Origin of the sequence: Alkaliphilus hydrothermalis (genome assembly GCF_016908555.1) — a bacterium.
Taxonomy (GTDB): Bacteria; Bacillota; Clostridia; order Peptostreptococcales; family Natronincolaceae; genus Alkaliphilus; species Alkaliphilus hydrothermalis.
The window spans coordinates 75,278-88,764 of the sequence record NZ_JAFBEE010000004.1 but is presented as its reverse complement, the minus strand read 5'-3'; the positions used below and the strand labels follow the sequence as shown (position 1 = coordinate 88,764).

12 protein-coding genes are annotated in these 13,487 nt (G+C 37.6%); 10 read left to right on the top strand and 2 right to left on the bottom strand.

Going from position 1 to position 13,487, the window contains the following annotated elements; translation table 11 throughout:
* Positions 1–36 precede the first annotated feature (36 nt).
* Genes JOC73_RS04545 through cobD form a run of 5 tightly spaced genes read left to right on the top strand, consistent with a single transcriptional unit; the run spans position 37 to position 5,900 of the window.
* Entirely contained in the window at positions 37–1,077 is a 1,041-nt protein-coding gene (locus JOC73_RS04545; RefSeq protein WP_204400678.1) for a FecCD family ABC transporter permease, read from the top strand.
* Positions 1,078–1,092: 15 nt separating this feature from the next.
* Positions 1,093–2,355: a heme ABC transporter ATP-binding protein gene (locus tag JOC73_RS04540; RefSeq protein ID WP_204400677.1), complete on the top strand. Its 1,263-nt coding sequence runs from the start codon at positions 1,093–1,095 to the stop codon at positions 2,353–2,355.
* Positions 2,355–3,881, top strand: a complete 1,527-nt coding sequence (locus JOC73_RS04535) for a cobyric acid synthase (RefSeq protein ID WP_204400676.1) — start codon at positions 2,355–2,357, stop codon at positions 3,879–3,881. Before JOC73_RS04540 ends, JOC73_RS04535 begins: the two co-directional genes overlap by 1 nt.
* On the top strand, positions 3,878–4,825 hold the full coding sequence (cbiB, locus tag JOC73_RS04530; protein ID WP_204400675.1) for an adenosylcobinamide-phosphate synthase CbiB: 948 nt from the start codon (positions 3,878–3,880) through the stop codon (positions 4,823–4,825). Before JOC73_RS04535 ends, cbiB begins: the two co-directional genes overlap by 4 nt.
* A gap of 1 nt (position 4,826) precedes the next feature.
* Positions 4,827–5,900, top strand: a complete 1,074-nt coding sequence (cobD, locus tag JOC73_RS04525; protein WP_204400674.1) for a threonine-phosphate decarboxylase CobD — start codon at positions 4,827–4,829, stop codon at positions 5,898–5,900.
* Positions 5,901–5,997: 97 nt separating this feature from the next.
* Here cobD and JOC73_RS04520 read toward each other — a convergent pair whose 3' ends face one another.
* The gene (locus JOC73_RS04520; protein WP_204400673.1) at positions 5,998–6,417 is read right to left on the bottom strand and encodes a transcriptional regulator PerR; all 420 of its coding nucleotides are present in this window, start codon (positions 6,415–6,417) and stop codon (positions 5,998–6,000) included.
* Between the two features lie 134 nt (positions 6,418–6,551).
* On the opposite strand from JOC73_RS04520, the gene JOC73_RS04515 reads away from it, so the two are divergent.
* Complete coding sequence (locus JOC73_RS04515) at positions 6,552–7,376, top strand: Cof-type HAD-IIB family hydrolase (RefSeq protein ID WP_204400672.1); 825 nt, start codon at positions 6,552–6,554, stop codon at positions 7,374–7,376.
* A gap of 104 nt (positions 7,377–7,480) precedes the next feature.
* Positions 7,481–8,413, top strand: a complete 933-nt coding sequence (locus tag JOC73_RS04510; protein ID WP_204400671.1) for a DUF362 domain-containing protein — start codon at positions 7,481–7,483, stop codon at positions 8,411–8,413.
* 199 nt (positions 8,414–8,612) lie between these two features.
* Here JOC73_RS04510 and JOC73_RS04505 read toward each other — a convergent pair whose 3' ends face one another.
* The gene (locus JOC73_RS04505; RefSeq protein ID WP_204400670.1) at positions 8,613–9,464 is read right to left on the bottom strand and encodes a DegV family protein; all 852 of its coding nucleotides are present in this window, start codon (positions 9,462–9,464) and stop codon (positions 8,613–8,615) included.
* Positions 9,465–9,708: 244 nt separating this feature from the next.
* Here JOC73_RS04505 and JOC73_RS04500 point away from each other — a divergent pair, with 244 nt between their 5' ends.
* The 3 genes from JOC73_RS04500 to helD all read left to right on the top strand — a co-directional run bounded on the left by JOC73_RS04500 (position 9,709) and on the right by helD (position 13,352).
* A complete protein-coding gene (locus JOC73_RS04500) occupies positions 9,709–10,230 on the top strand; it encodes an arsinothricin resistance N-acetyltransferase ArsN1 family A (protein ID WP_204400669.1) in 522 nt (173 codons plus the stop codon).
* A 412-nt stretch (positions 10,231–10,642) separates the two neighbouring features.
* Complete coding sequence (locus JOC73_RS04495; protein WP_204400668.1) at positions 10,643–10,885, top strand: hypothetical protein; 243 nt, start codon at positions 10,643–10,645, stop codon at positions 10,883–10,885.
* A 172-nt stretch (positions 10,886–11,057) separates the two neighbouring features.
* On the top strand, positions 11,058–13,352 hold the full coding sequence (helD, locus tag JOC73_RS04490; protein ID WP_204400667.1) for an RNA polymerase recycling motor HelD: 2,295 nt from the start codon (positions 11,058–11,060) through the stop codon (positions 13,350–13,352).
* Positions 13,353–13,487: the final 135 nt, after the last annotated feature.

The window sequence follows — 13,487 nt, the reverse complement described above, 5'->3', positions numbered from 1 at the left end:
CTAAAAAGGCGGGAATTCTTCTATGGAGGAAAAACTATGATTAATAAGTTTAAGCATCCCAGAAATTTTATGATATTACTTATATTATTATTTGTTGTAATTATTGGGGCATCTATTTCTGGCTCTGCCAATATCACAGCTAGCAACAGTATTAAAATTATATTTAGTCGTATTCCTGTATTCGGGGAAGGAATTGATTTGACTGATATTCCAAAATCCCATTTGACTATTGTTCATAATATAAGGCTCCCAAGAATTCTACTGTCCTTCATTGTGGGCTTTGGACTATCGGTGGTGGGAGTGGCACTACAGGGACTATTAAAAAATCCGATGGCGGACCCCTTTATTATGGGAACATCCTCTGGTGCGGCCCTTGGAGCGGCTATTGCCATCCTATTAAAGCTGAATATGGCCTTTTTAGGAGTTGGAATCATTTCAGTCTTTGCTTTCTTTGGAGCATTACTGGCTACCTTCATTGTTTATCAACTGGCAAAGGTTAAGAACAAAGTGCCTGTTACCACCCTTTTATTGGGGGGGATAGCAGTAGGTCAGTTATTTACCGCCATGATGTCCTTTATCATGGTGATTTCCTCAAAGGATGTCACCAGTATCGTCTACTGGACGATGGGGAGCTTTTCTTCCCGTGGTTGGAATCATATACAGGTGGCAGTTCTACCAATTTTTCTTGGGACTGCTATCATCTATATCTTTGCAAAGGATTTAAACATATTACTCTTAGGGGAATCCACCGCCCAAAATACAGGGGTAGAGGTGGAGAAGGTAAAGGGAATCATATTAGCCATCAGTGCATTAGTGACGGCATTTGCCGTTTCTGTCAGTGGAATTATTGGCTTTGTCGGACTAATCATACCCCATATCGTGAGAATGCTAGTGGGACCAGATCATAGAATCTTAATCCCTGCCAGTGGACTACTGGGGGGAATCTTTCTAATCGTTGCTGATACACTGGCAAGGACAATGATTTCACCTACAGAAATTCCTGTAGGGATTATTACAGCCTTAGCGGGAGGTCCATTTTTTATTTATCTGTTAAGAAATTCTAAAAGAGCAATTTAGTGGAGGGGAGAAGTCATGAAAAATTCTATATCAACTAAGGCAATTACCTTTAAATATGACGAAAGTACAATTGTTGATGAGATTAGTCTACAGGTAAAATCAGGCTCCTTCCTTACCATCATAGGACCCAATGGATCTGGTAAATCAACTTTACTAAAGCTTATTGCTGCAAATCTTACCCCTGATGAAGGGACTATCTTGATAAATGACCGTCAGTTAACGAGTTATAAAATGAAGGACTTAGCAAAGGAAATGGCTGTGGTTCCTCAAGATACCAACGTAGCCTATGATTTTGATGTTTTTGATATTGTATTAATGGGAAGAAATCCTCACCTAAAACGTTTTCAAAAGGAAGGGGATGCTGACTTTGCCATCGTGAGGGATGCAATGGAGCAGACAAATACATGGCATCTGAGGGAAAGAAAAGTAAATGAAATCAGCGGTGGAGAGAGGCAAAGGGTAATCATTGCTAGAGCCTTAGCCCAACAGCCGAAAATTATCCTATTGGACGAGCCCACCTCATCCTTAGATATCCATCATCAAATCGAGGTATTGGAACTTTTGAAACGTCTGAATCAAGAAAAGGAAGTAACCATTGTGGCAGTACTTCATGATATGAACTTGGCCGCCCGATATAGTCAAGAGGTATTGTTATTACATGTTGGTAAAATCATCACCATGGGTAAAACGGAGGATGTTATGACGGTGGAAAATCTCCAAAGAGCCTACAAAATGGAGATGATTATTCAAAGAAATATCTATACCAACGCCCTTGAAGTTATCCCCTTATCATTAAGTGCCAAGAAGGAAAAGAGGACTAATAAGAAAATCCACCTTGTCTGTGGGGGAGGGACTGGTAAAGAACTCTTGCAACATCTTCTAGAAGAAGGATATAAAGTCTCTATGGGGGTGGTGAATGTGGGGGATAGTGATTGGGAGTTAGGAAAGCTTCTCGCCATCCCAATGGCGGAGGAAAAGCCCTTTAGTGAAATCAGTGAAGAGGCATTGGGAAAGGCTGAAAAATTAGCAAATGAAAGTAATTTAAGTATCATGACCAGTGTCCCTATAGGATGGGGAAATATAAAAAACCTGCAACTCGTAAAGAATCAACTACAGCAGAGTAAGAAGGTCTTTCTATACAAGCAAAATCTGTGGGGAGAAAGGACTGATTTTACAGAGGGGAGAGGTAATGCATTAATAGAAGAATTAAAATCTCTAGGACTACAGGAGATTTCAACTATGGAAGAATTACTAAATCAATTGGGGGAATATAAGTGATGGCAGGAAAAAAAGTGATGATGCAGGGGACGGCTTCCTCAGTGGGAAAGAGCTTATTGGCAGCTGCCCTTTGTCGAGTGTTATATCAAGATGGACATCGGGTTGTACCATTTAAATCTCAAAACATGGCTTTAAACTCCTTTATTACTGATGAAGGTTTGGAAATGGGACGGGCGCAAGTGATGCAGGCAGAGGCGGCTAATGTAAAGCCCCATGTATTAATGAATCCAATACTATTAAAACCCTCTGCCGATACTGCAGCTCAAGTAATCATTAAAGGAAAAGTTCAAGGAAACATGACAGCTGCCAGTTACCACAAATTCAAACCACAGCTTAAGGAAATGCTGGGGGAAGTATTTCAAGAGTTGTCAAAGGACTATGATATGGTGGTGATGGAGGGGGCTGGAAGTCCTGCTGAAATTAATCTAATGGAAAATGACGTGGTGAACATGGGAATGGCTGAGATTGCAGACGCGCCGGTAATCTTGATTGGAGACATTGATCGGGGTGGGGTTTTTGCGGCTCTTTATGGGACGATACAACTATTAGGAGAGCACCGTAAAAGGGTTAAAGGAATCATCATCAATAAATTTAGAGGAGACAAGCAAATCCTCGAGCCAGGATTAAAGATGTTGGAGGATCTAACAGGAGTTCCTGTGCTGGGGGTAGTCCCCTATGGAGATTTCAATATAGAGGATGAAGATAGTGTAACCGAGAGATTTAATAGAAAAGTGAAGGGGGAGGCTAAGATACATATTGATATTATCCACCTTCCCCATATCTCCAACTTTACAGATTTCCACATATTAGAGACCTTCCCAGAAGTGGAGATTCGTTACGTAAAGGCAAGGGATCATATTGAAAATCCAGATATGATCATTATCCCAGGCTCCAAAAATACCATAGCAGATTTAAAATATATTCGTGAAAGTGGCCTAGAAAAAGAGATTTTACAGGCCAATAAGAAGGGGATTTTAATCTTTGGTATTTGTGGAGGCTATCAAATATTAGGGAAGAAAATCATGGACCCACAGGGGGTGGAAAGCTCCTTAGAAGAAATAAGAGGATTGGGGTTATTGGATGTTGAGACGGTGTTTGAGGGTGAAAAGGTAACAACACAGGTGGAGGCCGTCATCCAAAGGGAAGACCTCCCCTTTCTCAAGAGTGGAAAGGATTTTAGCATAAAGGGATATGAAATACATATGGGAAGGACGACTTTAGGAGAATTGGCAAAGCCTTTAATGACCATCACCAACAAGCTAGGGGAGGAAGTCAGCTATGGAGATGGTGCTGTAAATGGAAATCTTCAAGTGATGGGGACCTACCTACATGGGGTCTTTGATCAGTTGAATTTTACAAGTAGTCTTATTAACTATTTTATGGAAAAGAAGGGGTTAGATCCATTAGGAGAAAATCAGATGACTTTAGAAGAGTATAAAAATAAGGAATACGACAAATTGGCTAAGATCTTCCGAGAAAATGTAGATATGGAAAAAATCTATCGTATATTAGGTGGTCAAGAATGATGGTACTAGTTGGTGGATATATCCTTGATTTAATATTGGGGGACCCTCAGGGGTTTCCCCACCCAGTGCGGTTTATTGGTGGATTAATAAATAGATTAGAAAAACTTCTATACACCGATGACCAGCCTAAGAAGCTCCTTCTGAAGGGGGGGCTACTGACACTTCTAGTGGTATCGATTACCTGCTTCATTACCTTTAGTATTATTCGATTGGCTACTCTGCTACATCCTGGGGCAGGAATGATTATCTCAATTATTCTTGCTTATACCATATTAGCCACTAAGAGCCTACATAAAGAAAGTGAAAAGGTTTTAATTCCATTAAGGAATAACGACTTACCAGAGGCTAGAAAATATCTTTCCTACATTGTTAGTAGAGACACCTCCCATCTACAGGAGGAGGAAATCATTCGAGGAACAGTGGAAACAGTGGCGGAAAACATATCCGACGGAATCATCGCTCCTTTATTTTATCTATTTTTAGGGGGCGCGCCTTTAGCCATGGCATACAAGGCCATCAATACCCTAGACTCTATGGTGGGATATAAGAACGATAAATACCTGTATTTTGGTAGGGCATCGGCAAGGTTAGATGATATAGCTAACTATATTCCAGCCCGTCTAACGGCGGTTTTTATCGTCCTCAGTAGCTATCTATTGGGGAAAATGGGTAGTCATTCTTTAAAAATTGCTTTAAGGGATGGAAGAAACCACAATAGCCCCAATTCAGGTTATCCCGAGGCTGCAGTTGCAGGAGCATTGGGAATCCAATTGGGGGGAGATAATCAGTATTTCGGAAAAATCCTTCATAAACCCATCATTGGTGATGCAATTCAGTCATTACAACAAAAACATCTTACAGAAACCTATCAATTGATGTATATGTCATCGGCCGTTGGTGTAATTACTTTCCTGCTATTGGGACAAACTTTGGAGGTGTTGTAGTATGAAGCATGGGGGAAATGTCTTTGAGATAGAACAGAAGTATGGCTTTGACAGGAGGTGTTTGTTGGACTTTAGTGCCAATATAAATCCTTTAGGTGTTCCAAAACTCTATAAAAAGATGATGATGGATGCCTTTGATGATTTAATAAATTATCCAGATATCAATTATTTTGATTTAAAAAATGACATTGGGGAAAAATACAATCTGTCAGTGGAAAATATCTTTGTGGGGAATGGCGGTGTACAGGTCATTTTTGATTTTATTAAAGCCATTAATCCTAAGAAGAGTTTAGTGGTGTACCCAACCTTTGGGGAATATGAGAGGGCCATTAGGGCAACTGGTGGTCAGGTGGAGGAATTCTTTTTAAAGGAAGAAGAAGATTTTCAATTAAATGCAGAAGAAATTATGGAAAGAATACATAGGGATTTAGATTTAGTGGTTTTATGTAATCCTAATAATCCTACGGGTACATTGACAAATAAGAGCCTTCTAGAGAATCTGTTAAAAAAGTGTCGAGAAAATAATGTATTCTTAATGATTGATGAGGCCTTCATGGATTTTGTTGAAGGAGCAGAAGAATACTCACTACTTTCTCAAGTGGAGACTTATGACAATCTATTGATCACCCGTTCTTTTACCAAATTTTATGGGATACCAGGGCTTCGACTGGGTTTTGGGGTATGTAGTCATCCAGAGATTAAAGGACAATTAAGGGAACACGGGATACCTTGGCAAGTAAATACATTTGGCAGTTATTTTGGTAGAGTACTATTGGAGGATGGGGAGTATGAAAAGAAGACCCATCTATGGCTGAAGGAGGAGACGCCAAGGTTTGTGGAGGAACTAAAAAAGCTAGCTTTATTTAAGGTTTACCCCCCTTCAGTAAATTATATATTACTAAAACTGCTTCCATCACAATTAGATGTGAAGGGTCTAAAGGAAAGATTGTTGGTGGAAAAAATCTTGGTACGGGATTGTAGTAATTTTAAAGGATTATCAGATCGGTTTATTAGGATTGCCATAAAAGGAAAACAAGATAACGATAGGCTATTGGAGGTCTTAAAGAGAATATAGGATTTTTGCAAAACAGGACTGATATTAAAAACAGGGCTTATAATAAAGCAACCACTTGCTGAGGCAAGTGGTTGAAATATAAGTCGAAATATAAGTATTAATTATTGCTATTGCTGCATTCAGGGCAAATTCCAAAAAAGCTTAATTGTTGCCGTTGAATTTGATAATTTTTCTTTTCTTCTACGATGCTGGATAATCCACTAAAAAAATCTCCTTCCAAGTCTTCTACTTTATGACACTTTGTACAGATTACATGGGGATGACTTGTTGGTTTACAATCATATCTAAAGCTATTTTCGCCAATATTAATAATTTGAATGAGACCTAACTCAGCAAATAAATCTAATGATTTATACACTGTTGCCAAACTGATGGTAGGGTAAGTAGGAGCAAGTTGGTTATAAATTGCCTCTGCATTAGGGTGGTTTAAATTGTCCTTTAATGCATTGTATACAGCGATTCTTTGGGGGGTAATTTTGCAACTACCTTCCTTCAATACTTTTACTAAGGTTTCCATTATGTTCACCACCTAAAAAATAAAGATTATTATTAGCTATCTTTTTTCATTATAGAATAATGTTAATTAATTGTCAATCCTTGCTTGGGCAAAAATTTGACAAAATTAGTTTGGAAAAATTGAGGAGGAATAAAATGAATTATAAAATGGTTGTGTTAGATATGGATGGAACACTATTGAATAGTCAAAGTCAAGTCTGCAATGTGGCGGAGGATGTGTTAAAGGAGAGCGTTAAGAGAGGAATTATCGTTGCCATAGCCACTGGGAGGATCTTTACATCGGCTAGGGCATACGCAGAGCTACTGGGGATAGAGGCCCCCATCATTGCCTGTAATGGGGCTTTGATTCGTAATCATATTACCAATGAAGTAATCTATCAAAATGAAGTGAAAAAAGAGGATGCCCTCAAAGTGATTGAGATTTGTCAAGAACATGATGTATACTTCCATTTTTACGATCAAGAGAATCTATATGTGGAAAAAGAACGGGTAGACTATTTATTGGAGCATTATTGGGGAGGTCGTCGGAAAAAAGGTAGTGAAAACATTCAGTTTCAAGAATTGGAAAATGCCCTTGCTTATGTTGCGGGTAATGATGTAGAAATATTAAAGTTTGTATTGGTGGATCATCGTCCTGAAAGATTGGTGAAAATCAGAAAAGTACTGGAGAATATCCCAACAATCGAAGTTGATAAGTCTTGGCACAACAACCTAGAAGTAATGAATCAAGGGGTGTCAAAGGGAAAAGCCATCAAGCAACTTGGAGAAATATTAGGAATAGAAAAGGATGATATTATCGCCTTTGGAGATAACTATAACGACTTATCCATGAAGGATTATTCTGGAGCCTTTGTGGCGATGGGAAATAGTGATGATGCTATAAAAGAAATTGCCACCTATGTCACCACCAGCAATGATGAAAATGGGGTGGCAGAAGGAATTAAGAAGTACGTTTGGTAAAGATTTTCTATGGGCTGTTTAATGAGTTTAAAATAATGTATATGGAATCCTCCCAATGGAAAGAAATAGAATAGTACTATTTCATTTTTAAGGGAGGATTTTTCATGAAAACAAAAAGAGTAAGGGAGCCGATTGTTGCCATCGCCCGAAATCGAGCGGAGGAGCAATCCATTGTAGAAGCACTAGACCTTCTACCGATAGATCAAATTATTAAGGCTGATGACTGTGTTGTCATTACCCCCAATTGGGTAAAGGCTCAGCCTCCAAATACTGCCACAGTGGTAGGACCAGAGACTTTAAGAGAACTCATACAATATGTAAAGACAAAAAACCCTAAAAGAATAGTTGTTGCCACTGGGTCTGGTGGAGACGATACAAAAAAGGTGTTCCACAGTATCGGCTATGATCGGGTGATTGCCGAGGAAAATGTAGAGTTCATTGATTTAAACTATGGCCCCTATGTGAAGCTACCTTTAGGTCATGAAATCATCAAAGAGACAGAAATTAATCAATTAATCAATGAAACTGATGTTTTGATCAGTTTTACCCAGTTGAAATATCACGAGGAAGCCACCATGAGTGCTTCTATTAAAAACATTGCTCTTGGATGGCCACCAGCTGAGGTTCATGGTTTCCCAAAGAAAAAGTTAGGCATTCACGAGGATCTACATGGATTTATAGTCGCCATGACAAAGAAACTACCCATTGATATATCCATCATCAGTGTTGATAAAGCCATGATTGGAACAGGGCCATCGGGGGGAAAAGCAGTCAATACAGAGGGACTGGTAATTGTCTCTACAGACTCTTTAGCGGCTGATGCAGTAGGGGGAAGACTCCTTGGTTTTCTACCTCAAGCAGTACAGTACCTTTATACCTTGTATCGGGATGGTGTGGGGGAAGCAGACCCAAGAAATATGACTATGAAGGGAGTAACCCTAGAGGATGCAGAGAAGATTTTCTCTGTAGCAGCCTATGGGCAAGAGGTTGTATTGGATAAGAATAATCAGATAAAGGATTTGCATGGGAATAGATAAATGAATGTAAAGATATAACGGTAAAGAATAAGACAATAAAAAAACTGCCTTGAATAAAATCAAAGCAGTTTTTTATAACGAACTTTTTCGTAAATGGGTTTCAACATAAGTCATCATTTAAGTCTTCAGGAGAAAGACTTTGTTCTTATTTTATACAATTGTCTTCTTATTGACTATAGATTCTATTCCTTACTCTTTACTAATTTGCACCCTCTGAAATATAATTAACTCCTAAAGTATTTGGACCACAATGGCTAGAAATAACACAACCAGCTGAAGCAATGATGATTTCTTTATCTGTAAATACCCTGCTGAGTTCTTCTTTGAGATAAAGGGCTTCCTCCTGTGCCATGGAGTTGATGATCATAATCTGGTTACTAATGATGGAATCTGCTTCATCTAATACTTGATTTAGTAGGGAAGAGATCACTTTTTCACGTTTTCCCATACTTTTATCCCCTAAAACTAACTTACCCTCTGTCACCTGAAGGATAGGTTTAATCCCCAGCATATTTCCCATGATGTTTTCTATTGAGGAACAGCGTCCCCCTTTTCGAAGGTATTCAAAGGAATCCACAATAAAAGAAGTTCTAATTTTTGGAACTAATTCTAAGATTTTAGTAGCTACCTCTTGGTAGTCCATACCTAAAGCAACAAATTCAACAGCTTGTAATGCCAATATTCCAAGACCACTAGAGATATTTAGAGAGTCAATTACTTTTATCCTATGGTCATGGAATTCATTGGCAGCTATTTTTGCATTTTGAATCGCAGATGCCAATTTAGAAGATGTACCAATATAAATGATCTCCTTACCTTCCTCCAAATGCTTTTTGAAGGTTTCATAGTAGTCGTTGGAGCTTGGAGCAGCTGTCACGGGAATCTCTCCTGTGGACTTAACCCATTGATAGATAACCTCTGGTGTAATATTAATGCCATCTTTATATACATTCCCTTGGAACTTGACGTACATTGGAACCACTGAAATATTGTTGTGATCCAGTATAGTTTGGGTAAGATCGCAGGTACTATCTGTAATTATTTGTATCATGAAATTAACCCCCAATTAAATAATACTTATAAAGAATAATTTATTTTAAAAGCAAAACTGATGGAAGTGAATGGCGAGATATCTATATAATATGTCTATACTTATATATTACTAAAAATTAGTAAAATATTAAAGTATTATAAAGAGAATTTATTTTGTAGCTTGATTATTTGATTTGATACCCATTATTATATATATTATTGTCAAGGAGTAATTCTTGAGACATTAAGCAAGGGGGAAAATAATGAAATATAATGTACGACTGGCAAAGAAAGATGATTTAATGGCTATAAAGGAAATATATAACGAAGGAATTGAGGATGGGATTGCAACACTAGAAACGAGACTACGGAATGATGAAGAGATACTGACTTGGTTTAGAGGAAAAAGTACCCGTCATAAGGTACTGGTGGTGGAAGGGTTAAAAGACCCCCACAGTCAAGGGGGAATTGTTCTAGGATGGGCTGCTTTAAATGTATTCAACCCAAGGGCTTGTTATGATGGTGTAGCAGATTTTTCCATCTATATTAGAAGAACTATGAGGGGTAAAGGCCTTGGTAAATTATTGTTACAGGCTTTAATAGAAGTTGCCCCAAAGGAGAATTTTCATAAGTTAGTTTTAAGTACCTTTGTAATAAATGAAGCAGGTCAACGGCTATATCAATCCTTGGGCTTTAGAGAGGTGGGGACCTATTTCAAACAGGGAAGGGTAGGGGATCAATGGATAGATATCACCATTATGGAGAAAATACTTATACAAGATTAAAATTACCTAGCTTAATATTAAAATATACGACTAATAACAGGAGATTTCATATTTTATGAAGTCTTTTTTTATCAAATACAAAATCAAAAGAAAAACAATTGGTTTCAAAACTTAATGAAACGTACTTCTTAGGGCAAAAAGGAAAATAGATGAAATAGAGTAAATATAAAAACTATTGATGTTTTAGAAACATACATCAATAGTTTTTTGCTGTGTTTGCATAAACTTATTCAATTTAGAAACCTGAATATTAAAATAATTACAGTGAAAACTAGTAAAGATATAGGCAAAAAATAAGAAATATTAAATTTTGTAGAAATATGAAAAATTTATGTATAAAAATATAGGCATTGGATAATAACTTATGTTAAAATAATATGCTGGATGAATGATTTTAAGGAGGTTGATAAGGATGCAGGTTACTATACACGATTCACTAGAAACAGCATTGGAGTATTGGATTAAATACTCTACCGTTTACCAGAACAATAATGAGTCTAAGGAAGAAATTCGCAGTAAAAGATTAGAAATAAAGCATCTATTAGACAAAAAAGGAGTCACTGAGGTGGAAATCTACGGAATCCAAGGTAGCACCTACACACTACGTTATAAATATCGTGGTAACAAAATCTTCACTACACTGGAGGTTCAGTAATCAAACTGTAATAATAAAAGGTTTGAAGAAACGTCCATAATATATTAAAATAGAATATGCTTTGGAAATAATAGGATAGACAGAGAAATCTATCCTATTATTTTTTAGGCTTCACTGGTGTTTGGGCGTATTAGATTGTTGTTTTATAGTCAGTTATGGAAGGAGGAAGTATATGTCGGTAAAAGAGCATCCAGATTACGGAGAAGAAATTGAGCGGTTGGAATATACCAAGGATTATATCAAAATGACCTTGAGGGCAACTGAGGAACGAAAAAAGACGTTCCAAGAAAATATTAAAGAGGGAATTGCAAACATAGATAGTAGTGAGGGCTATATTAATATTTTAATCAACTCAAAGTTTATGGAGACGGCAGAACGAAACTTCTATGGCTTAACTAGAGCTAAGGAGAAGCCGTATTTTGCAAGAATAGATTTCAAACCTAGTGATAGTGAGATAATGGATAAAATCTATATTGGGAAGACCTCGTTATTTAGAGCAGATGACGATGTACCGCTAATCGTTGACTGGCGAGCTCCCATTGCCAATGTCTATTACGAGGGACGATTGGGGGAAACCTCCTACCCAACAGAAGTAGGGGTGGAGGAAGGGGAGTTAAGCTTAAAAAGGCAATATACCATCGATGAAGGAGAACTGGAATCCATTTTGGATGTAGACATTACCACCACAGATACATTCCTTCAAGCCTCCCTATCTGCCAATGCTGACAATAGATTAAAGGATATTGCCGCCACCATTCAAGGAGAACAAAATAGAGTCATTAGAGCGGAAATGGACAGACCTCTGATCGTTCAAGGGGTTGCAGGTAGTGGTAAAACCACCATAGCCCTACATCGTATCGCTTATTTCATTTATACCTACGAAAAAACCTTCGACCCCGAGAACTTTATGATTATGGCCCCCAACAATCTTTTCATCAACTACATATCTGAAGTATTGCCAGAACTGGGAGTAGAGCAGGTAGTTCAAACAACCTATACGGATTTCATGAAGGAATTGGTGGGATCTTCCTTTAAATTAACAAATGCAAAGGATAAGCTAACGGATCTAATCCAAGGCTCAAGTAAAGAGAACAAGGAATTATCTTTGATGGCTTGGGCAGCCGCCTACAAGGGTTCTATGGATATGAGGGATGTTATCGATGCTTATGTCAAGGATATTGAAAAGCAGTTCTATCCAAAGGAGGATTTTGTTTTAGGGGATATCCTACTGGTGACAAAGGAACGGATAAAGGAAATGTTTTTAGAAGAGCTGACATATCTACCACTGTATAAGAGAATAGACGAGATTAAAAAAACCTTGAGAAATCAATTGAAATATAGAAAAAATGATATCCTAAAGGACATTCAAACAAACTATGACAGCAAAATAGATAGAATCAGAAGCACCCAAGAAGCAACGGAGGAAAGAAGACTAAAATTAGTAGCTTTGATGGAGGAGCGGGATCAGGTCCTAGAAAGCACAAAAAAGACCATCAAGACAGTGATTAAAAAATACACAGCAAAGTTCCCTTCAAAAAAGCTCATGGACTACTATCAAGACCTGATGACGGTGGAGGAGACACTACGATACTATTCCAATAATTCTTTAATGAAAGAACAATACAAATATCTAGTAAATCTCAATAGACTACTACTGGCAAAGAAAAATATCGAGATGGAGGATTTAGCATCTGTAGCTTATTTACGGCATAAAATATTTGGCTTTGATACCAAACTAGATATAAAAAACATTGTAATAGACGAAGCGCAAGACTTTAGTTTGTTTCAGTTCTATGTGTTAAAGGAAGTGCTAAAGACCAATATGTTTACCCTCCTGGGGGATCTTTCTCAAGGAATTCACAGTTATCGCAGTATTCAGAACTGGGAAGAGGTAATCGAGATAGTCTTTGATAAAAATAGGTGTAACTATATGACCCTAGTGCAGAGCTATCGTACCACTATAGAAGTCATGCACCTTGCCAACGAAATTATCAAAAAACTAGATAACGATAAAATCGTATTAGCAAAGCCAGTAATACGACATGGTGAAAAGCCCAGTATTAAGCGTTATAAGGAAGAGTCGGATCTGATTGTAAACTTAGTAGAAAAAATTAAAGAGATGAAATATCAAGGCTATAAGTCTATTGCTCTTATTTGCAAGACTTTAGAGGAAGCAAGTGTCCTAAAGAAAGTCCTAGATCAACATCAGTTGGATGTTAGATTTTTAGATGGAAAGGAAGACAAATATTCTGCAGGGATTATGTTGGTCCCTTCCCACATTGCCAAGGGGCTTGAATTTGACGTAGTATTTATAGTTAATATCAATGAAACATATCAACAAAATGACTTAGATATCAAGCTACTATACGTAGCCATGACGAGAACCCTCCATAGATTGTTTATCTATCAAAAAGAAGGGACTATTCCTTTGTTGGAGGGGGTTAAACAAAGTCTTTACCAAGAGTAGTCGTTGCATGATAACTCTGGCAACAACCACATCCATAGCCTAAAGGTTATGGATGTTTTAATATTGGATAAATATTTTTGTATTACGATAGTAAAAACTATATTAATGAAAAGACTAAAAACAATTGACAGAAAA